The organism is Pseudomonas sp. CG7, assembly GCF_023701885.1.
In the GTDB taxonomy this organism is placed as follows: Bacteria; Pseudomonadota; Gammaproteobacteria; order Pseudomonadales; family Pseudomonadaceae; genus Aquipseudomonas; species Aquipseudomonas zanjanensis.
Genome location: NZ_JABAEE010000010.1, coordinates 50,188 through 70,858 on the forward strand (window position 1 = coordinate 50,188; position 20,671 = coordinate 70,858).

Below are 20,671 nucleotides of genomic sequence, written 5' to 3' on the forward strand. Positions count from 1 at the left end.
ACCGAATGTAGGCCGGTGAACCGCTTTGGTGCGCCAGAATGGGCAAAACGAAGCCCCGCTTCGCGGGTTTTAATTATTTGGGGTTAAGGTTTTGCGGGCTTGCGCCCAGCTTCAGCGCACTGGCACGGGCTGACGCACCAGTACATGGCGCAAGCCTGAGCAAAAGTTGTACCAGCCACTTGCACTGAACCTTCCGGCAAGGCTCATACTCGAACGCTTCAGACGTCACTTACGGAGATTCACCCCATGGCCAGAACCCAGGCAAAGACTGCTCAAGAAATCCTGATGGAAGACTTCCAGACGCTGGTCAGCGACACGGAGCGCTTGCTCGATCACACCGCGACGCTGGCAGGCGATCAAGCCGATGCACTACGCAGCCAGATCCACGAAACCCTCCTGCGCGCCCGCGAAACACTCAAGCTGACCGAAGATTCCATGCGCGAACGCGGCCAGGCTGCGGTAGTCGCCACCGAGGAATACGTACAGGCCAACCCTTGGCAATCGGTGGGCATCGCCGCGGGCGTTGGTTTTCTGATTGGTCTGTTGGCAACACGGCGCTGATCATGGGTATCGACGACTCCGGCTCGTCCGAAGCGGGCACACAACCTACAGCGCGCCGACTGGGCGCGGCGTTTCTCGGCTTGCTGCACAGTCACGTCGAATTGTTCGGCATTGAACTGCAGGAACAGAAGGCACGCACCGTCAGCCTCCTGCTGTTCGCCGGCCTTGCGCTGGTTTTCGGCTTGCTGCTGTTGGTCGGGCTTTCGGCGCTGGTGCTGAGCCTGGTGTGGGACACCTATCGTCTGTCGGGCATTATCGGCCTGTGTCTGTTTTACCTGCTGGCGGCCCTGTTTTGCGGTCTGCGGCTCAAGGCAGCGATCTACGACGAGTCCTCTCCTTTCAACGCCACCCTCGAAGAACTGGCCAATGACCGGGAGCGCCTGCTGCCATGAGCCTGCCTGATATCCCCCAAGCCCGGACACGACAGGAAATGCGCAAGGCACTGGTGCGCCTGCGCATGGAAATGCATCGCCAGGAAATCCGGCAAGAGACGCGCCAGTTGTTGCAGCCCTTGCATCGGGTCCGCGGCTTGACGCAAAGCTGGCACGAAGGCTTCGGCATCAAGCATGCGCCACTGTGGGGCGTGGCGGCGGTGTCCCTGCTGGGCTTTCTCACCGGCAAACGTACCCGCCGTGGTGGTGGCGGTGGCGTAACAGGCTTGATCCGCCTGGCGACCACATTGCTGCCGCTGATCAAGCTGGCCAAGACCCTGCGCAAACCCTGAATACCTATACCTGTGGCGAGGGAGCACTCACAAGATTTGGCCTGCTTCGCAGTCCAGCGGGAGCAAGCTCCCTCGCCACAAAGGGTATGTATCCAGCCTGTGCAGGCCTATAGGCCTTGCAGGCCGCCCCACGAACCGGGAAGCTAGGGCATCGACCTCATCGAACGGAGCAACCGGCCTTGGATTGGCATACCCTGCTGACTCGCGAACGTCTCGGAAAACCGCTGCACAGCCCACAAGAGCTGGGCCGTAGTCCCTTCCACAAGGACCACGACCGCATCATCTTTTCCGGTGCCTTCCGCCGCCTCGGGCGCAAGACGCAAGTGCATCCGGTGTCCAGCAACGACCACATCCATACGCGCCTGACCCATTCCCTGGAAGTCAGTTGCGTCGGGCGTTCCCTGGGCATGCGTGTGGGCGAAACCATCCGCAACGCCCTGCCCGACTGGTGCGAGCCCAGCGACCTGGGCATGGTGGTGCAATCGGCTTGCCTGGCCCACGACATTGGCACCCCGCCGGGCGGTCATTCCGGCGAAGACGCCATTCGCTATTGGTTCCAGCAGGCCGCCGGGCGTGGCTGGCTCGATGCCATGAGCGAAGCCGAGCGCAACGACTTCCTCAACTTCGAAGGCAACGCCCAGGGCTTCCGCGTCCTTACCCAACTTGAATACCATCAGTTCGACGGCGGAACCCGGCTGACCTATGCCACCCTCGGCACTTACCTGAAATACCCCTGGACCGCCCGTCACGCCGACTCCCTGGGCTACAAGAAGCATAAGTTCGGTTGCTACCAGAGCGAACTGCCACTGTTGGAACAGATTGCCCACAAGCTCGGCTTGCCACAGATCGAGGATCAACGCTGGGCACGGCATCCCTTGGTGTATCTGATGGAGGCCGCCGATGACATCTGCTACGCGCTGATCGACCTGGAAGACGGCGTGGAGATGGACCTCCTGGAATACCCTCAGGTGGAATCGCTGCTCCTGGACCTGGTGGGCGACGATCTTCCGGACACCTACCGGCAGCTCGGGCCGCAGGACTCTCGGCGGCGCAAGCTGGCGATCCTGCGGGGCAAGGCCATCGAACACCTGACCAACGCCGCCGCCCGGGCGTTTGTCGAGCAGCAGGAAGCGTTGCTGGCCGGCACGCTGCCAGGAGACCTGGTGGAACATATGCACGGCCCGGCAAAACGTTGCGTGTTGAATGCCAAGGACATGGCACGGCGGAAAATCTTCCAGGACAAGCGCAAGACCCTGCATGAAATCGGTGCCTACACCACGTTGGAAATCCTGCTCAACGGCTTTTGCGGCGCCGCCCTCGAACAGCACGGCGGGCGCACGCCTTCGTTCAAGAATCGACGCATCCTCGACCTGCTGGGGAACAATGCGCCGGATCCCAACGGCCCTTTGCATGGTGCGTTCTTGCGCATGATCGATTTCATCGCCGGCATGACTGACAGCTACGCCAGCGAGATGGCCCAGGAGATGACGGGCCGTACGCGTCAATAAAAGGCGTGGAGTCGACGGTGTGCGGCACCTGGCACAAAACCTGTGGGAGCGAGCTTGCTCGCGATGGCGGTAAATCTGTGCTCATCGATGCAGGATGTGCCACCGTCATCGCGAGCAAGCTCGCTCCCACGGGAATGGCGATGAATGTGAATTTTGTAGCGCTGCGCCACAGGAAGTTGGAACTAGATAAATAAATGTATGGCTTACACACACCTTGATTTAAACGCTTCCTTTGTTTGCGCAAAACACACAATCAAAGAAATATTCCTTCACACATTGCCAACACCTACCCGTCTTTATTGTCATCCACCTACTAAAAAACCGTTTACGTCGTAATATCTTGCCTCTTTTTTTGTAGGAAACTTCTGAAATTGAAGTTGCATGCCTGTCTCTTCGTACGGCCCTGGCTATAAGTGGGCTAAGGTGCGCGCTTTATTCAAGTTCGCAGGGTAATTTATTCATGAACTCCGTTTTCATTGTCGACGATCATCCGGTCATTCGCCTCGCCGTTCGCATGCTCCTGGAACATGAGGGTTATAAGGTCGTAGGAGAAACTGACAACGGCGTCGACGCGATGCAAATGGTGCGCGAGTGCATGCCAGACCTGGTTATCCTGGACATCAGCATCCCCAAACTCGACTGGCTGGAAATCCTGTCACGCTTCAACGCCATGCCCACGCCGCTCAAGACGTTGGTGCTCACGGCACAATCGCCGACGCTCTTCGGGATCCGATGCATGCAATCCGGTGCCTCTGGTTACGTTTGTAAGCAGGAAGACCTCAGCGAACTCGTCAGTGCGATCAAAGCGGTATTGTCCGGCTACAACTATTTTCCCAGCCAGGCGCTGAACCCGGTACGCCCGGATGATCCACGCAGTGTAGAGCTGGACCTTTTCAAAAGCGTCAACGATCGGGAACTGATGGTGTTGCAACTTTTCGCCCAGGGCCGTACCAACAAGGAAATAGCCAAGGGGATGTTTCTCAGCAATAAAACCGTCAGCACTTATAAAAAACGTTTGATGCAGAAACTCAAGGTCAAGTCCCTGGTCGAGCTGATTGAAATGGCGAAGCGCAACGCGCTGGTGTGAGAAACAGCATGCTCAGACGCATAACCGAATGTCTCTTGCTGATCAGCGTAGCGTTGTACGCAGGAGCGCTCGCGGCGACGCCAGAGACGCCCGGGCAATACACGCTGCTGGGTCGGTCGTCCACGGCTCAGGCCGAAATCAAGCTCGATGACGTTCACCGCGCCTGGCTAAAAGACCGACAGGAATTGGTCCTGGGAACCTCCGCACCGGATTATCCGCCCTTCGATCTCTCCGCCAGTGGACGCGACTACGAAGGCCTGACCGCCGACTATGCCAACCTCGTCGCCAAGGCCACCGGCCGGCCCATCAGCGTCCTGCGCTTCGCTTCCCGTGAGGCCGCCATGGCGGCTCTCAAGAACGGGCACATCGACATGCTTGGCACCGCCAACGGTTTCGAAGCCCGCGACCCCGACATTGTGCTATCGACGCCATACGCGGTGGACCAACCCGTGCTCGTCACCCGAACGAATGAAAGCCGATCCCTGAATGAAGACCTCAAGGGGTTGCGGCTGAGCATGGTCTATCACTACCTGCCGCTGCGGGAAATCGAAAAACTCTACCCCAACGCGATCATCACCACCTACCCGTCCTACCAGAACGCCATCAATGCCGTCGCCTTTGGCCAGGCCGATGTATTTCTCGGCGATACCCTGTCCACCCACTACATGATCAGCAAGGGCTACCTGAGCAATATCCGCATGGCCAGCTTCGGCAAGCATGAAACCTATGGATTCGGTTTCGCCGTACGCCGTGGCGATACCCGCTTGCTGGAAATCATCAACACCATACTGAACCAGGTCCCCATTGCCGAGCAGGCGGCCATCTCCAAACGCTGGAGTGCGGGCAGCGACCTGTACCTCACCGATCACCGGGTACAACTGACCGACCGCGAGCAACGTTGGCTGGACAGGCATCCGGTGGTCCGGGTGGTGGTGAACGAAACCTCCGCCCCCTTCACCTTCTTCGATTCGGACGGCGATTTTCGCGGCATCAGTGCCGACCTGCTTGAACTGATCCGGTTGCGCACCGGCTTGCGCCTGGACATCCAGCGCCGCCAGAACGACAGTGAGATGATCGCTGCCGTCCTGAACGATCAAGCCGACATGATCGCCGCACTGTTGCCCAGCAGTGAACGGCAACGCCAGTTGAAATTCAGCCGCCCCTACATCGACAGCGCGTTCGTCCTGCTGACCCGCAAACAGTCCGACACCCCCACGACACTCGACCAGTTCGGCCAAGCCAGCCTGGCGATCGCCAAAGGCAACCCCGTCATTGACTGGCTACGCAGCCAGTACCCGAATATCCGGATCATCGAAACGGACGGCTCCGTGCGCGCCGTGGAAATGCTCGCCCATGGCCAGGTCGACGGCAGCGTGCACTCGCAGGTGATGGCCAACTACTTCATCGCCTCCCATGCGTGGCGGGACAGGTTGCAAATCAGCAGCACGGTGGGCACCCAGCAAGCCCTGTTCGCGCTGGCCACCGCCAGACACGCCAGCGAGTTGAACGCCATCCTCGACAAGGCCCTGACCAGCATCGACCCTGACGAACTGGGCGTCATCAACAACCGCTGGCGCGGTTACGTCTCGCCCTCGGAACACACCTGGCGCACCTATAACCACCTGTTCTTCCAGGTCGTCGCGGGTGTGGGCCTGTTGCTGCTGCTGTCCCTGGCCTGGAACGCCTACATGCGGCGCCAGATCAGGCCACGTCAACGGGCGGATCTGGCCCTCAACGATCACCTGGAATTCATGCAGGCACTGCTCAACGGCACCCCGCACCCCATCTACGTGAGGGATCGCAACGGTATCCTGCAAAGCTGCAACGACAGTTACCTGGAAGCGTTCAACGCCAGGCGTGAAGACGTCATCGGCAAGGACTCGATGCCAGGCTCCATGAGCAACGCCTTCGAAGCGCAGGAGTACCAGGCGGACTACCAACGCGTCATGGCCGAAGGCAGCGCCCTGATCGTCGACCGCCCCCTGCACATCGGCGACCGGAAGCTGACGATCTATCACTGGATCCTCCCCTACCGAAACTCCGCCGCCGAAGTGCAAGGCATCATCGGCGGCTGGATCGACATCAGTGAACGACGGCAGTTATTCGAGGAATTGCGCGCGTCCAAGCAACGGGCCGATGACGCGAACCGCGCCAAAAGCACGTTCCTCGCCACCATGAGCCATGAAATCCGCACCCCCATGAACGCGGTGATCGGCATGCTCGAGCTGGCCCTGAAACACGCCGACAAGGGCCACCTGGACCGCTCGACCATCGAAGTCGCGTACGAGTCGGCGTCCGGCATGCTCGAGCTGATCGGCGATATCCTCGACATCGCCCGTATCGAATCCGGCCATCTGAGCCTGGCCCCCGAACGCGTCAATCTCAGGGCCCGGCTGCAATCGGTCATTCGGGTCTTCGAGGGCGTGGCCCGGCAAAAAAACCTGGTGTTGTCGTTGCAGTTCGACGCCGCCGAGGGAAACCCTGACGTGTCGGTAGACCCCTTGCGATTCAAGCAGGTGCTGTCGAACCTGATCAGCAATGCCCTTAAATTTACCGAGCAGGGCCAGGTCGTGGTCAAGGTCCGGCTATCGCCAACCGAGCGGGACGACGTCCTGGACATGCACCTGGAAGTCAACGACAGCGGCATCGGCATCGGCCCGGCCGACCTGCATCGATTGTTCGAGCCTTTTGCCCAGGTCGATAACAGCAGCCGGATGGCCCGCAAAGGCGCGGGACTTGGGCTGGTGATCAGTCGCAACCTGTGCCAGATGATGGGCGGCAACCTCCATATGAGCAGCCAACCCGGCGTCGGCACCCAGGTCCAGGTCCGGCTGCAACTCACCGTCCTGTCAACGGCGCCGGTCAGCGCGCCACTGGAACCGGTCATCGAAACGGCACAGGCCATCTTGAACGTCCTGATCGTGGACGATCACCCGGCCAACCGCCTGCTGATGTCCCAGCAATTGGAATACCTCGGCCATCACTACCAGGTCGCCCACGATGGCGCCCACGGGCTTGAGGTTTGGCAAAAAGGCGATTTCGATCTGGTCATTGCCGATTGCAACATGCCCATCATGAGCGGCTACGAACTGGCCCGGTCGATTCGTCGCGAGGAGGCCGAACAGCGACGGGCGCCCTGCACCGTCCTGGGGTTCACCGCCAATGCCCAGCCGGAGGAAAAACAACGCTGCCTGGACGCCGGAATGGATGATTGCCTGTTCAAACCGATCAGCCTGAGCGCCCTGAGCCAGTGGATCAAGACCGTCAAACCGGTCGACCATCCAGCGGTTTTCTCCCTCCACAGCCTCCAGGCGTTGACCGGCGGCGACCCTTCGTCGAACCGGCGCCTGCTGGCTGAGTTACTCAGCAGCAGCCGCGCGGATCGCCAGGAGTTGCTCGACGTCGCCCGGGGAGCGAACCGGCAAGCGCTGACCGAAACGGCGCACAAGATCAAAGGCGTCGCCCGCATCGTCCAGGCGACCTCTTTGATCCAGCGGTGCGAGGCGCTGGAACAGGCGTGTCATCAGGCACAGGCACCTGAACGCATCAGCGACTGTATCGATGCCCTCGACCGCGCCATGACCGAACTGGAACGGGCCTTGGAAACGGAAATCGCCAAGGCAAAATAACCCAGTGTTTACTATGCTATTCGCTCAGCAGTGCGTACCTGGGGGGTTCTCGATCGGTTTCCCTTGCACGCGGAAACACCCATCGAGAACGCCCCCTGCCCCCATGGAGTGACTGCAATGCCCAGCGCACCGCGTCCGGACAAACGCCGGTTCCCCCTGCACGTCCATATCAGCGTGATGTTTACCCTGCTTTTGTTGTTGACCGGGGTGGTGCTGGGTATTTTCAACTCCCGACATACCACGCAAATCATCCTCTCCAGCAGCGAAAAACTGTTCAACCGCATTGAGCAGGATGTGCGCCTGGACCTGTATGACACCTACGAACCCATCCGCCACCTGTTGAGCCTGTTGGCCGATTACCCGGCGACGCGCACGCCGCAGATGGCGCAACGCCTGGCCCTGCTCGCACCCTTCAGCCAGGCACTGCGGGACAACCCGAACCTGGCGTCGTTGTACCTGGGCGATCAGCGTGGCAATTTCCTGATGGTTCGGCCATTGCGCACCGCAGCCCTGAGAACCGCCCTGCAGGCACCCGCCGAGGCGGCCTATCAAGTCTGGACCGTCGAGCGAGCCTCCGAGCAAGGCCCGGTCCATTCCCAGTCGCTGTTCTACGACGAGACCCTGACGCTCATCGAGCGTCGGGACATCGCCGACGAAACCTACGATCCGCGCAGTCGGGGCTGGTTTCGCAGCGCCGCCGACAGCACCGAGCAGATCACCACCGAACCCTACGTTTTTTTCTCCACCCACAATGTCGGCACCACCCTGGCCCGACGTAGCGGCGAGCAGGCGGTCATCGGCGCCGACCTGACCCTGGCGGCCCTGTCCCAGACCCTGGCCAAGCACAAGGTCACCACCGGCACCGAAATCGTCCTGCTCGACCCCAAGGGCAACGCCGTGGGTTATCCCGACCGCGACCGGCTGCTCGCCGACGCCCAGTCCGCGCGCCTGATCAAGGCCCGCGACCTCAGCCCGGCCATCGCCGCCGTCCTCGATGACAACGCTGACACGACCCGCCTGGAAGCGGCTGGACGCCAGTGGATCGTTTCCCGCAGCCACATGCAGGAAGGCGGGCCCCAAGGCCTGGAACTGGCGTTGCTGGTGCCTGAAGACGAGCTGCTGGACAACGCTTATCGCATGCGCTGGCAAGGCGCGCTCATCACCCTCGCCACCCTGCTGCTGTGCCTGCCCCTGGGCTGGTTGACGTCGAGGATCCTGGTCAAGCCGTTGCGCGAACTGGTGCAGGAAGCCGACGCCATTCGCAGCTTCGATTTCAACTACCCGGTGTCACGCCGCTCCCCGGTGCTGGAGGTCGACCAGTTGAGCGTCTCGATGGCACGCATGAAAGAGACCCTGGCAAGTTTCTTTGAAATCACCGCCAGCCTGCGCGCCGAAACACGCTTCATCCCACTGCTGGAGCGGGTGTTGTTCGAAACCGTAAAAATCGGCCAGGCCCAGGCCGGCCTGATCTACCTGCGCGAGAACGACGACAATCGGCTCAAGCCCTACGGGCTGGTGATCGATGGCACGCCCAGGGACCTCGAAACCTTCAAGCTGCGCAGTCTTGAGTTGCAGGCGGGCGACAGCCCGCAATGGCTCCGGCAACTGGCCGTCTCGGACAATCTGGTGACCTCCCTGGGCTTCGAGCAGGCCGCCGACCTGCAGGGCATCCTGCGGGCACTGGACTCGCCTCGGGCCCACCTGATTGGTATCCGCCTGCGCAATCGTCACCAGGAAACCGTCGGCGTGTTGGTGTTGCTGATCACCGACAGCGGCACCGAAGCCGACCTGGAAAAACTCCAGCCCGACCGCATCGCCTTCCTCCAGGCCGTGTCCGGCGCCGCCACCGTGAGCATCGAGGGCCAGCGCCTGCAAGCCAAGCAAAAACAACTGCTGGACGCTTTTATCCAACTGCTGGCTGGCGCGATCGATGCCAAGAGTCCCTACACCGGTGGCCATTGCCAGCGGGTGCCGGTCCTGACCCTGATGCTCGCCCAGGCCGCCGCCGCCAGCCAGGCGCCGGCCTTCGACGCCTATCGGCCCACAGAGGATGAATGGGAGGCCCTGCACATCGCTGCCTGGCTGCACGACTGCGGCAAGGTCACCACCCCTGAATACGTCGTCGACAAAGCCACCAAACTGGAAACCCTGCACGACCGGATCCACGAAATACGCACCCGCTTCGAAGTGCTCAAGCGCGACGCCTGGATCGATTACTGGCGGGCCGTGGCAAACGGTGGCGAGTCGTCATCCCTGGCGCAACAGCGTGACGCGACGTTGACCGCCCTGGATGACGACTTTGCTTTCGTCGCGCGCTGCAACCTGGGCTCCGAAGCCATGGCCGAGGCCGACCTGCAACGCTTGCAACACATCGCGCAACGCCCATGGACCCGGACCCTCGATGATCGCCTGGGGGTTTCCTGGGAAGAGAACCGGCGCCAGGCCCGCACGCCCAAGCCGACGCTACCGGTCACCGAGCCGCTGTTGGCGGACAAGCCCGAGCACCTGTTCGAGCGCCACGCGGCCGAACTGATCCCGGCGGACAACCCGTGGGGTTTCCAGCTCGATGTGCCGGCCTGGAAATACAACCGCGGCGAGCTCTACAACCTCAGCATCATGCGTGGCACGCTGACCCGCGAGGAGCGCTACGACATCAACCATCACATGGTGCAGACGATCCTGATGCTCAGCCAGCTGCCCTTTCCCAGCCACCTGAACAATGTGGCGGAGATCGCCGGCGGTCATCACGAGAAGATGGACGGCAGCGGTTATCCCAAGCGCCTCAAACGCGAGGAAATGAGCCTGCCGGCACGCATGATGGCGATTGCCGACATCTTCGAAGCACTGACAGCGGCCGACCGCCCCTACAAGAAAGCAAAGAAGCTGAGCGAGGCCCTGGGCATCATGGCCACCATGTGCCGTGACGCCCATATCGATCCCGAACTGTTCGGGCTGTTCATCGAGGAAAAGATCTACCTGAGCTACGCCGAGCAGTTCCTCGACCCGCACCAGATCGATGAAGTCGACCCCGACAGCCTGCTGGCCAAGGCCGGGCTGAAGGCATGAAAGCAATCCCTGTAGGAGCTGCCGAGCGAAGCGAGGCTGCGATCTTTCCCCTGACACTTGAATCTCAAGCGAACAATCAAAGGATCAAAAGATCGCAGGCTTCGCCAGCTCCTACTGGACGTGGGTCAGCAATCCGTCAGGCGCAGGAAGATCGCAGCCAACGCTTCAATGCCGGCCTGATCATGCTCGCTGAAACGCGACAATTTCGGGCTATCCAGGTCGAGCACGCCGATCAGGCGCCCGTCCTTGACCAGCGGCACCACCAGCTCGCTGTTCGACGCACTGTCGCAGGCGATGTGCCCAGGGAAGGCATGGACATCTTCGACGCGCTGGGTCTGCCGGGTCGCTGCCGCCGTGCCGCAGACGCCGCGGCCAAAGGGAATCCGCACGCAGGCGATCTGGCCCTGGAACGGCCCCAGGACCAGTTCTTCATTGCGATTGAGGTAAAAACCAGCCCAGTTCAGGTCTTCCAGTTGCGTGAACAGAAAGGCCGAGAACTGCGCGGCATTGGCGATGAAATCACGCTCATCGGCCAGCAAGGATTCCAGCTGTGCCGATAACAAGGCGTAGCCATCGAGGCCTTCTCCGGCAGCGTTCAAATCGATCATGCCTTGTGCTCCAACAATTTCAGGCCGACCCAGTAACGGGCAAACTGATAAGCGCAACGTCCGTTGCGGTTGCCGCGACCGGTTGCCCAGCGCACGGCCTGTATCTCCAGGGCTTCATCGCGCTCCCAGGCCAGCCCGGCCTTGGCCGCCAGTTCGCCGATCCAGTGTTCCACGACGTCGAGGAAATGCTCCTGGGTAAACGGATAAAACGACAGCCACAAACCAAAGCGGTCGGACAAGGCGATCTTGTCCTCCACTGCTTCGCTGGGGTGAAGTTCGCCGTCGACCCGCTTCCAGTTCTCGTTGTCGCTTTCCTTTTCCGGCACCAGGTGACGACGGTTGGACGTGGCATACAGCAGCACGTTGTCCGGCGCCTGTTCCAGCGAACCATCCAACACGCTCTTGAGCACGCGGTAATCGCCTTCGCCGGACTCGAACGACAAGTCATCGCAGAACAACACGAAGCGCTGTGGCAGTTTCGCAACCTGCTCGACCACCCGGGGCAAGTCGGCCAGGTGATCGCGTTCGATCTCGATCAACCGCAGGCCATGCTGGGCATGTTCGGCCAACAGGGCGCGCACCAGGGACGATTTGCCGGTGCCACGCGAGCCCCAGAGCAAGGCATGGTTGGCGGGCATGCCATCAATGAACTGCCGCGTGTTGCGCCCCAGTTGTTCGACCTGGCGATCCACGCCGATCAGGTCCGACAGGCGCATGTCGAGGCTGACTTGCAGCGGCAGCAGGTAGCCGCTGCGCCCGTCCCGCTGCCAGCGGGCGGCCAGGGTCTGGGACCAGTCGATGGTGGGCCGGGGCGCCGGCAGCAACGGCTCGATCCGGGCCAGCACGGCATCGGCGCGCTCAAGAAAAGCATTCAATCGCGAGTCCACGTCTTCTCCTCGGACAGGTTCACAGTAATGATGGCGCTCCAGCAACGAAACGCCGTATCCAATGGCGGGTCTACTTCACACAAAACCAACCGGTTGCACCGGTATTCAGAGATGATCAGCTATGCTTGACCGGCGAAGGGAAACGTAAGTGGTTCATCACTCCATGGACATCCGATTCACCCAACGGCTTTCCTATAAGCAGGCCCGCCTGACCGTCCTGGTGGGCTTCGTGCTGGGCACTTTGCTCAGCCTGATGCAGATCGGCATCGATTATGCCAGCGAAGACGCGTCGATCAACCGTGAAATCCTGTCGTTGCTGGAAATCAGCCACAACCCGGCCTCGCGCATCGCCTACAACATCGACGCCGAACTCGCCCAGGAGCTGTCCATGGGCCTGTTGCGCTCACCGGCCATCATCGGGGCCGAGCTGATCGACAACAACAATACCGTGCTGGCCAGCGTCAAGCGGCCCGAGCTGCAAAGCAGCTACCGGTTCATCAGCGACTTCCTGTTCGGCGCCCAGCGTCAGTTCGAGGACCGGCTCTACCTGGATCATTTGCCCGGCGAATCCCTGGGCATACTGCGACTGGACGTCGACACCTATGCGTTCGGCAGCCGTTTCCTGCGCCGCGCCGAGGTCACCTTGCTCAACGGTTTCGCCCGCAGCCTGATCCTGACCGGGCTGCTGCTGGCGCTGTTCTACGTGATGCTGACCAAGCCCCTGGTGCGGGTCATTCGCGAGTTGAGCAGCCGCGATCCAAGCAGCAACGAACAGAACCGCCTGGAATGCCCTTCCGGCCACCAGTCCGATGAAATCGGCGTGCTGGTGTCCGTCGCCAACCAGCAGTTCGAAAATATCTCCACGGAAATTCAACAACGGCGCACGGCCGAAAATCGCCTCACTGAATACCTGGCGCAGCTGGAGAACATCGTCTCGGCACGCACCGCCGAACTCAAGGCCATCAACGCCCGCCTCAGCCAGTCCAACGAGGAATTGGAGGTAGCCCGGCGCACGGCCCTGGACATGGCCGAAGCCCGCTCCGTGTTCCTCGCCAACATGAGCCATGAGATCCGCACGCCGCTCAACGGCCTGCTGGGGATGATCGCCCTGTCCCTGGACGGTCCCCTGACGGCCGAGCAACAGCAGCAGCTCTCGATTGCCCATGACTCGGGCAAGGTACTGGTCGAACTGCTCAACGACATCCTTGACCTGTCGAAATTCGACGCCGGTCAACTGGAACTCGAACACATCCCGTTCGACCTCGGCGCCCTGGTGGAGGACACCGCCAACCTGCTTTCCCAGAACGCGGCCCCCAGTGTCGAACTGGCTTGCCTGATCGAGCCGCAGTTCCCGGCACAAGTCATCGGCGACCCGACCCGGGTGCGCCAGATCGTCAGCAACCTGCTGTCCAACGCATTGAAGTTCACGCGCTTTGGCCGGGTCGACGTCAAGTTGAGCCATTACGAAGGCGGCGTGCGAATCGAAGTCTGCGACACCGGTATCGGTATTCCCCAGGAGGCCCAAGCGCGGATCCTGCAACCGTTCACCCAGGCCGGGGCCGGGATTACCCGTCAGTTTGGCGGCACCGGGCTGGGACTGGCATTGACCTACAACCTCTGCGAAGCCATGCAGGGCCGATTGACGATCAGTTCCGAAGCCGGCTTCGGCAGTCAGTTCTGTGCAGAGCTGCCGCTGCCCTGCCATCTTCCGGCAACGCCGGTCGAACCGCTGCACGGCAATGTCGTCGCCATCACCGCCAGCAGCAGCGGCCTGGCCGAGTTGCTAGGCATGCTACTGCCGGGATGGGGCCTGGATTATGTGCGGCGCTCCATCGATGACGGGCTGCTGGGGCTCAAGCCTGAGGTGCTGATCACTGACTGCCCGGAGTGCCTGTTCAACCTGCGACCGACCTTTGATGCGCCGATCCTGCTGGTGACCGCCTATGGCAGCTTCATGCCCAGCGAAGAAGCGGCTGCCCTCGCACCGCTGATACAACAGGCCCGACCATTGGCACGCCATGCGCTGTACCAGATCCTGCGACGCGCCATGCAAAACGAGGCGACCATCATCAACGAGGCACAGATCGAAACCCTGGTGCCGTCCAGGCGCGGACAGGTATTGCTGGTGGAGGACAATCCGGTTAACCAACTGGTGGCCAAGGGCATGTTGGTCAAGTTGGGCTGTGAAGTCACCGTCGCAGCCCACGGCGTCGAAGCCCTGGATCAACTGGAACAGCGGGTGTTCGACCTGGTGTTGATGGACTGCAACATGCCAGTGATGGACGGTTACGAAGCCAGCCGGCAGATTCGCCGCAGCGGACGCTGGTCGGACCTGCCGATCGTTGCACTGACGGCCAACGCGATGCCCGAGGAACGTGAGCGCTGCCGGGCGGCCGGCATGAACGATTACCTGTCCAAGCCGTTCCGCCGCGAAGAACTGGCGGCCGTGCTGGACCAGTGGGTGCCCACTACGTCAGCGCTTTGATCTGGCCCAGCAAATGATCGAGACCGTCTCGCAACGCGCCCAGGCGGTCCAGATCGACACCGCTGTCGCACAACAGGCGGGCCTTGAGCGGGCCGACCTGCTCGCGCAAGGCCCGCCCCGCAGCCGACAGGCTCAAGTGCACCTCCCGCTCGTCCCGGGCTGAACGCTGGCGCTGGACCAGGTCCAACTGCTCCAGGCGCTTGAGCAGCGGCGTCAGCGTGCCGGAATCCAGCAGCAAACGCTCACCCAGGGCCTTGACCGTCGGCTGTGGTGGGGCCGTGTCCTGCCACTCCCACAACACCAGCATCGCCAGGTATTGCGGATAGGTCAGGCCAAGTTGATCGAGCATCGGCTTGTAGCCACGGATCACCGCACGGGAAGCGGCGTACAGCTTGAAGCACAACTGGCTGTCGAGCTTCAACGAATCGGCTGACAGATCATTCATTTGAGCAGTGCTTCGATCTCGCCGGTCAGGTCCTGGGGTTTGGTGGTCGGGGCAAAACGCTTGACCACCTGACCGTCCTTGCCGATCAGGAACTTGGTGAAATTCCACTTGATGCCTTTGGACCCCAGCACGCCAGGGGCTCGCTGCTTAAGCTGGACGAACAGCGGATGGGCGTTGGCGCCGTTGACTTCGACTTTCTTGAACAGGGGAAAACTCACGCCGAAATTCAGTTCGCAGAACTCGGTGATCGCCCCTTCATTGCCCGGCTCTTGCTTGCCGAACTGGTTGCAGGGAAAGCCCAGCACCACCAGGCCTTGGTCCTTGTAGGTCTGCCACAACGCCTCCAGCCCTTTGTACTGCGGGGTAAATCCGCACTGGCTGGCCGTGTTGACCACCAGCACAGCCTTGCCGGCGAAATCAGCGAGGGTCTTTTGCTCACCCTTGATGGTGGTGCACGGGATGCTCAGCAGGTTGTCGCTCATGGCAAGACTCCGGATTGGAAGAAGAGGACGAAGAAGATAGCGAGCAATTAAATTGTATGCAATCTAATTGTTCGCCCCACGGCCTTGAGAACCTACGGGACTCTGTGGCGAGGGAGCTTGCTCCCGCTCGGCGGCGCAGCCGTCGTAAACCGGCCGACACGGTCTTTCTGAAAAATCGCGCCAAGCCGTTTTGGGGCGGCTGCGCCACCCAGCGGGAGCAAGCTCCCTCGCCACAGGGGAGTTGTGATGAACAGTCCCTAGCGAGGGACCAGGTCCAGGCACACCGAATTGATGCAGTACCGCAGCCCCGTAGGCGGCGGACCGTCGGGGAAGACATGGCCCAGGTGGGCATCGCATTGGGCGCAGACCACCTCGGTGCGGATCATGCCGTGGCTGGCGTCCCTTACCTCTACCACCGCGCTGCCTTCGATCGGCGCGTAGAAACTCGGCCAGCCACAGCCCGAATCGAATTTGGTCTGCGAATCGAACAACGGCTCGTTGCAGCAGATGCAGTGGTACACACCGTCAGTCTTGGTGGCGTTGTATTTGCCGGAGAACGGCCGCTCGGTGCCCTTCAATCGACAGACGTTGTACTGCTCCGGGTCGAGCATGGCGCGCCATTCTTCAAGGGTTTTCTGCAACTTTTCCATCGTCCTACCTCGGCAATTGAAAAAGCCCGATCCGACGCTTTTCCGCAGATCGGGCGGCACGTATGATTGCGCCTCGTCAGACGCCAGTCTGGCAGTCACGTCATGCGCATTCAAACGGATTGTGGCGCCTATACCGCGTCAGGCCTGGGCACAGACGCAGGATCCCCAGTACGGTAGTTCACACGCCGCCTGGATCGTTCATTTTCGGGAACACATCGCCATGCAGGTCAGCAAATCGAACAAGCTCGCCAACGTCTGCTACGACATTCGCGGCCCGGTGCTCAAGCACGCCAAACGCCTGGAAGAGGAAGGCCATCGCATCCTCAAGCTGAACATCGGCAACCCGGCGCCCTTTGGTTTCGAAGCGCCCGATGAAATCCTCCAGGACGTCATCCGCAACCTGCCGACCGCCCAGGGCTACAGCGACTCCAAGGGCCTGTTCAGCGCGCGCAAGGCCGTGATGCAGTATTACCAGCAAAAGCAGGTCGAAGGGATCGGCATCGAGGACATCTACCTGGGCAACGGCGTGTCCGAGCTGATCGTGATGTCCATGCAGGCCCTGCTCAACAACGGCGACGAAGTACTGGTGCCGGCACCGGACTATCCGCTGTGGACCGCTGCCGTGAGTCTGTCCGGCGGCAACCCGGTGCATTACCTGTGCGACGAACAGGCCAACTGGTTCCCCGACCTGGCGGACATCAAGGCCAAGATCACGCCCAATACCAAGGCATTGGTGATCATCAACCCGAACAATCCGACCGGCGCCGTGTATTCCAGGGAAGTGTTGCTGGGCATGCTGGAACTGGCCCGCCAGCACAACCTGGTGGTGTTCTCCGACGAAATCTACGACAAGATCCTCTACGACGATGCCGTGCACGTGTGCACCGCATCCCTGGCGCCGGACCTGCTGTGCCTGACCTTCAACGGCCTGTCCAAATCCTATCGGGTTGCCGGTTTCCGCTCCGGCTGGATCGCCATCTCCGGGCCCAAGCACCATGCCCAGAGCTACATCGAAGGCATCGACATGCTGGCCAACATGCGCCTGTGTGCCAACGTGCCGAGCCAGCACGCGATCCAGACGGCACTGGGCGGCTACCAAAGCATCAACGACCTGGGCCTGCCCCAGGGCCGGCTGCTGGAACAACGCAATCGCACCTGGGAATTGCTCAACGACATTCCCGGCGTCAGTTGTGTCAAGCCCATGGGCGCGCTGTATGCCTTCCCACGGATCGACCCGAAGGTCTGCCCGATCCACAACGATGAAAAATTCGTCCTCGACCTGCTGCTGTCCGAGAAGCTGCTGGTGGTCCAGGGTACGGCATTCAACTGGCCGTGGCCGGACCACTTCCGCGTCGTGACCCTGCCGCGGGTCGATGACCTCGACCAGGCCATTGGCCGGATCGGCAACTTCCTCAAGTCCTACCGTCAATAAGCCGGACTGCGTGCGAGGCGTCCTCACCTCGCACGCTGTTTGATTCAGCAACATATCCGTTCGGGCCGGTTTCGTCGGGCCTTCTACACTCGGTGCAGGACGGCCAACGTGCAGCGGGGCTCAACGTTCACGGGGCGCAGGCAGCGCATTTCTTTTCCCTTGTCACTTTCAGAAAAGTCTTTCAAACATTTAGGACGGCTGTAGGACACAGTTTGAAATAGTCGGCGAGTTGAATAGCCTGCGGCAGCACCTTATATACCCCGCATAACGCTACATCTTTAGCATGAGGAGATTTTCACAACCATGATGCGCATCCTGCTGTTCTTGGCCACTAACCTGGCGGTCGTGCTGATTGCCAGCATCACCCTGAGCCTCTTCGGCTTCAACGGGTTCATGGCGGCCAATGGGGTTGACCTCAACCTCACTCAGCTGCTGATCTTCTGTGCGGTGTTCGGTTTCGCCGGTTCCCTGTTCTCGCTGTTCATCTCCAAGTGGATGGCGAAGATGAGCACCGGCACCCAGATCATCAGCCAGCCGCGCACGCGTCACGAACAATGGCTGTTGCAGACAGTCGAGCAGTTGTCCCGCGAAGCCGGTATCAAGATGCCGGAAGTCGGTATCTTCCCGGCCTACGAGGCCAACGCCTTCGCCACCGGCTGGAATAAGAACGACGCCCTGGTCGCCGTCAGCCAAGGTTTACTCGAGCGGTTCTCGCCCGATGAAGTCAAGGCCGTGCTGGCCCACGAGATCGGCCACGTCGCCAACGGCGACATGGTGACCCTGGCGTTGATCCAGGGCGTGGTGAACACCTTCGTGATGTTCTTCGCCCGGATCATCGGTAACTTCGTCGACAAGGTGATCTTCAAGAACGAAGAAGGCCAGGGCATCGCCTACTACGTGGCGACCATCTTCGCCGAGCTGGTACTGGGCATCCTCGCCAGCGCCATCGTCATGTGGTTCTCGCGCAAACGCGAGTTCCGCGCCGACGACGCCGGTGCACGCCTGGCCGGCACCAGCGCCATGATCGGCGCCCTGCAGCGCCTGCGCGCCGAGCAAGGCCTGCCGGTGCACATGCCCGATACCCTGAATGCCTTTGGCATCAACGGTGGCATCAAGCAGGGCCTGGCTCGCATGTTCATGAGCCACCCGCCGCTGGAAGAGCGTATTGACGCACTGCGTCGTCGGGGCTGACAGGTTCGAGCGTACTGCTGTTCACTTAAAAAAACGGCGATTCTCCAGAAATGGGAAACGCCGTTTTTTTGGGTTTTACGCAGCCATTCCGGCCTTTTCTGGTCTGGTGATCATGTGTTGTTGATCAGGCCCCCATCGCGAGCAAGCTCGCTCCCACAGGGGAACTTGGGTAACCACAGGTTTTGTGTTCACAACCCATCCAATGTGGGAGCGAGCTTGCTCGCGATGGGGCCGCCTCAACCGACACATCAACGGCTGGAAATCCAATACACGCGCTCATCCAGCCGCTTCACACCCGCCTGCAAGAACTTCCAGCTCTCCCCCAACACATCCTGCTCCTGCAAGACCTCCAGCCGCCAGGCACCTCCCAGCAGCCGCTGCACCTCATCATCTCCCACGGAAACCGGTGGGCCAGGCATTTCATCCTGGTTGTAATCCAAGGTAATCAACAAGCCGACGCCGTCGGGCAAAATCTTCTGCAGATGGGCCGCGTACCGTGCCCGCATCGGCACCGGCAAGGCGATCAACGCGGCGCGGTCGTACAGCCCCGTGCAATCGGCAACATCCTGCGGGCCCAGGGCAAAGAAATCACCGCAGCGAATCTCGATATCACCGGCACGGAACACCCTGAAAACCCCCTCTTCGCTCACCACCGGCTCAAGCTGATGCTCAAGGAAAAAATCAGTGGCGGCTTTCTCCGACAGTTCCACGCCCAATACCGAATATCCTTGATGAGCGAGCCACAACAGATCCAGGCTCTTCCCACACAGCGGCACCAGCACCCGACTGCCCTGGGCCAATCCCAGTTGCGGCCAGAACCGTTGCAGGTAGGGGTTCACCTCCGGCAAGTGAAAACCGATCTGGTTCGTTGACCAGCGCTTGTGCCAAAACTCGGGCTCCATGATTCACTCCAAAAAATCGATCAAAACGGGTTAAAACTTATATTAGATTTAGATCATAGACCTGACGGAAGATGACCCATCTTAACGCTCAGGAGTCCGTTCATGCTGCCCAGCCTGTTTATCTCCCATGGCTCACCGATGCTCGCCCTGGAGCCCGGCGCCAGCGGCCCGGCGCTGGCCAGCCTTGCCGCGCAATTGCCCAAGCCCAAGGCCATCGTCATCGTCTCCGCCCACTGGGAAAGCAATGACCTGCTGGTCAGCGCCAACCCGCAACCGCGTACCTGGCACGACTTCGGTGGTTTTCCACCGGCGCTGTATGAAGTGCAATACCCCGCGCCAGGCAATCCTCAACTGGCGACGCGAGTAGCAGACATGCTCAACACAGCCCACCTGCCGGCCCGCCTCGACCCTCAACGGCCCTCCGACCATGGCGTCTGGGTGCCATTGTCGTTGATGTACCCCGACGCCGACATTCCGGTGGTACAGGTTTCCCTGCCTAGTCGCCAGGGGCCAGTGTTACAGACCCAGGTGGGCCAGGCCTTGGCGAGCCTGCGCCACGAAGGCGTCTTGCTGATCGGCTCCGGCAGCATCACCCATAACCTGCGCGACCTGGACTGGAATGCCGGCCCTGACAGTATCGAGCCCTGGGCCAAGGCCTTTCGCGATTGGATGGTCGAGCAACTGACGGCCAACGACGAAACCGCGTTGCACGACTACCGCCGCCAGGCGCCCAATGCCGTGCGCAGCCATCCCAGCGACGAGCACTTGCTGCCGCTGTAGTTTGCCCGGGGTGCGGGTGGGAAATTCAGTGTTGCCCATGGGGGGTGCACCATGGGGACGCTGGGGATGGACATTTATCGGTTCGACTGATTGACCGAGTCGCTTCCATCGCGAGCAAGCTCGCTCCCACAGGGGATTTGTGAGCACCGAAAATTCATTGTGGGAGCGAGCTTGCTCGCGATGGCGCCCACGCCACCTTCCTGAAGGAACACCAAACGACAGGCGAAAAAAATC

At 61.0% G+C, this 20,671-nt stretch carries 16 protein-coding genes and 1 pseudogene; 11 read left to right on the forward strand and 6 right to left on the reverse strand.

Annotated elements, in window-relative coordinates; translation table 11 throughout:
* Positions 1-246: 246 nt before the first annotated feature.
* The 7 genes from HGO40_RS06400 to HGO40_RS06430 all read left to right on the forward strand — a co-directional run bounded on the left by HGO40_RS06400 (position 247) and on the right by HGO40_RS06430 (position 10,575).
* Complete coding sequence (locus HGO40_RS06400; RefSeq protein ID WP_092166820.1) at positions 247-561, forward strand: ElaB/YgaM/YqjD family protein; 315 nt, start codon at positions 247-249, stop codon at positions 559-561.
* Positions 562-563: 2 nt separating this feature from the next.
* Positions 564-953, forward strand: a complete 390-nt coding sequence (locus HGO40_RS06405; protein WP_250962350.1) for a phage holin family protein — start codon at positions 564-566, stop codon at positions 951-953.
* The gene (locus tag HGO40_RS06410) at positions 950-1,285 is read left to right on the forward strand and encodes a hypothetical protein (RefSeq protein ID WP_053120523.1); all 336 of its coding nucleotides are present in this window, start codon (positions 950-952) and stop codon (positions 1,283-1,285) included. The genes HGO40_RS06405 and HGO40_RS06410 overlap by 4 nt, the downstream gene beginning before the upstream one ends.
* A gap of 179 nt (positions 1,286-1,464) precedes the next feature.
* Positions 1,465-2,793: a deoxyguanosinetriphosphate triphosphohydrolase gene (locus HGO40_RS06415; protein WP_250962351.1), complete on the forward strand. Its 1,329-nt coding sequence runs from the start codon at positions 1,465-1,467 to the stop codon at positions 2,791-2,793.
* A gap of 460 nt (positions 2,794-3,253) precedes the next feature.
* Positions 3,254-3,880, forward strand: a complete 627-nt coding sequence (locus HGO40_RS06420) for a response regulator transcription factor (RefSeq protein WP_250962352.1) — start codon at positions 3,254-3,256, stop codon at positions 3,878-3,880.
* An 8-nt stretch (positions 3,881-3,888) separates the two neighbouring features.
* Positions 3,889-7,509, forward strand: coding sequence for a transporter substrate-binding domain-containing protein (locus tag HGO40_RS06425; protein ID WP_250962353.1), 3,621 nt, complete (start codon positions 3,889-3,891; stop codon positions 7,507-7,509).
* Positions 7,510-7,626: 117 nt separating this feature from the next.
* Complete coding sequence (locus HGO40_RS06430) at positions 7,627-10,575, forward strand: HD domain-containing phosphohydrolase (protein WP_250962354.1); 2,949 nt, start codon at positions 7,627-7,629, stop codon at positions 10,573-10,575.
* Between the two features lie 125 nt (positions 10,576-10,700).
* Here the strand turns inward: HGO40_RS06430 and msrC are convergent, their stop codons facing one another.
* A complete protein-coding gene (gene msrC, locus HGO40_RS06435) occupies positions 10,701-11,183 on the reverse strand; it encodes a free L-methionine (R)-S-oxide reductase MsrC (protein ID WP_250962355.1) in 483 nt (160 codons plus the stop codon).
* On the reverse strand, positions 11,180-12,070 hold the full coding sequence (locus HGO40_RS06440; RefSeq protein WP_250962356.1) for an ATP-binding protein: 891 nt from the start codon (positions 12,068-12,070) through the stop codon (positions 11,180-11,182). The genes msrC and HGO40_RS06440 overlap by 4 nt, the downstream gene beginning before the upstream one ends.
* Positions 12,071-12,233: 163 nt before the next feature.
* On the opposite strand from HGO40_RS06440, the gene HGO40_RS06445 reads away from it, so the two are divergent.
* Positions 12,234-14,555, forward strand: coding sequence for a hybrid sensor histidine kinase/response regulator (locus tag HGO40_RS06445; RefSeq protein ID WP_250962386.1), 2,322 nt, complete (start codon positions 12,234-12,236; stop codon positions 14,553-14,555).
* Here HGO40_RS06445 and HGO40_RS06450 read toward each other — a convergent pair.
* From HGO40_RS06450 to msrB, 3 genes are all read right to left on the reverse strand, one after another.
* The gene (locus HGO40_RS06450) at positions 14,539-15,000 is read right to left on the reverse strand and encodes a MarR family winged helix-turn-helix transcriptional regulator (RefSeq protein ID WP_072408019.1); all 462 of its coding nucleotides are present in this window, start codon (positions 14,998-15,000) and stop codon (positions 14,539-14,541) included. The genes HGO40_RS06445 and HGO40_RS06450 overlap by 17 nt on opposite strands.
* The gene (locus HGO40_RS06455; protein ID WP_072408021.1) at positions 14,997-15,482 is read right to left on the reverse strand and encodes a glutathione peroxidase; all 486 of its coding nucleotides are present in this window, start codon (positions 15,480-15,482) and stop codon (positions 14,997-14,999) included. The genes HGO40_RS06450 and HGO40_RS06455 overlap by 4 nt, the downstream gene beginning before the upstream one ends.
* A 257-nt stretch (positions 15,483-15,739) precedes the next feature.
* Positions 15,740-16,132, reverse strand: a complete 393-nt coding sequence (gene msrB, locus HGO40_RS06460; RefSeq protein WP_250962357.1) for a peptide-methionine (R)-S-oxide reductase MsrB — start codon at positions 16,130-16,132, stop codon at positions 15,740-15,742.
* A gap of 220 nt (positions 16,133-16,352) precedes the next feature.
* On the opposite strand from msrB, the gene HGO40_RS06465 reads away from it, so the two are divergent.
* Positions 16,353-17,564: a pyridoxal phosphate-dependent aminotransferase gene (locus HGO40_RS06465; protein ID WP_250962358.1), complete on the forward strand. Its 1,212-nt coding sequence runs from the start codon at positions 16,353-16,355 to the stop codon at positions 17,562-17,564.
* Between the two features lie 303 nt (positions 17,565-17,867).
* Positions 17,868-18,755 carry a protease HtpX gene (gene htpX / locus HGO40_RS06470; protein ID WP_186705346.1) on the forward strand — a complete coding sequence of 296 codons (888 nt, stop codon included), beginning with the start codon at positions 17,868-17,870 and terminating at the stop codon, positions 18,753-18,755.
* 248 nt (positions 18,756-19,003) lie between these two features.
* Here htpX and HGO40_RS06475 read toward each other — a convergent pair whose 3' ends face one another.
* Entirely contained in the window at positions 19,004-19,657 is a 654-nt protein-coding gene (locus HGO40_RS06475) for a thiopurine S-methyltransferase (RefSeq protein WP_250962359.1), read from the reverse strand.
* A gap of 102 nt (positions 19,658-19,759) precedes the next feature.
* On the opposite strand from HGO40_RS06475, the pseudogene HGO40_RS06480 reads away from it, so the two are divergent.
* A pseudogene (locus HGO40_RS06480) lies at positions 19,760-20,527 on the forward strand (DODA-type extradiol aromatic ring-opening family dioxygenase).
* The last annotated feature ends 144 nt before the right edge of the window (positions 20,528-20,671 follow it).

What these genes read in the sequence shown, in the direction of transcription:
- HGO40_RS06445 (WP_250962386.1), top strand. Translation starts at nt 12,234, where the DNA reads ATGGACATCCGATTCACCCAACGGCTTTCCTATAAGCAGGCCCGCCTG.
- HGO40_RS06425 (WP_250962353.1), top strand. Translation starts at nt 3,889, where the DNA reads ATGCTCAGACGCATAACCGAATGTCTCTTGCTGATCAGCGTAGCGTTG.
- HGO40_RS06465 (WP_250962358.1), top strand. Translation starts at nt 16,353, where the DNA reads ATGCAGGTCAGCAAATCGAACAAGCTCGCCAACGTCTGCTACGACATT.
- msrB (WP_250962357.1), bottom strand. Translation starts at nt 16,132, where the DNA reads ATGGAAAAGTTGCAGAAAACCCTTGAAGAATGGCGCGCCATGCTCGAC.
- HGO40_RS06450 (WP_072408019.1), bottom strand. Translation starts at nt 15,000, where the DNA reads ATGAATGATCTGTCAGCCGATTCGTTGAAGCTCGACAGCCAGTTGTGC.
- HGO40_RS06475 (WP_250962359.1), bottom strand. Translation starts at nt 19,657, where the DNA reads ATGGAGCCCGAGTTTTGGCACAAGCGCTGGTCAACGAACCAGATCGGT.
- HGO40_RS06420 (WP_250962352.1), top strand. Translation starts at nt 3,254, where the DNA reads ATGAACTCCGTTTTCATTGTCGACGATCATCCGGTCATTCGCCTCGCC.
- HGO40_RS06410 (WP_053120523.1), top strand. Translation starts at nt 950, where the DNA reads ATGAGCCTGCCTGATATCCCCCAAGCCCGGACACGACAGGAAATGCGC.
- HGO40_RS06400 (WP_092166820.1), top strand. Translation starts at nt 247, where the DNA reads ATGGCCAGAACCCAGGCAAAGACTGCTCAAGAAATCCTGATGGAAGAC.
- HGO40_RS06455 (WP_072408021.1), bottom strand. Translation starts at nt 15,482, where the DNA reads ATGAGCGACAACCTGCTGAGCATCCCGTGCACCACCATCAAGGGTGAG.
- msrC (WP_250962355.1), bottom strand. Translation starts at nt 11,183, where the DNA reads ATGATCGATTTGAACGCTGCCGGAGAAGGCCTCGATGGCTACGCCTTG.
- HGO40_RS06405 (WP_250962350.1), top strand. Translation starts at nt 564, where the DNA reads ATGGGTATCGACGACTCCGGCTCGTCCGAAGCGGGCACACAACCTACA.
- HGO40_RS06430 (WP_250962354.1), top strand. Translation starts at nt 7,627, where the DNA reads ATGCCCAGCGCACCGCGTCCGGACAAACGCCGGTTCCCCCTGCACGTC.
- htpX (WP_186705346.1), top strand. Translation starts at nt 17,868, where the DNA reads ATGATGCGCATCCTGCTGTTCTTGGCCACTAACCTGGCGGTCGTGCTG.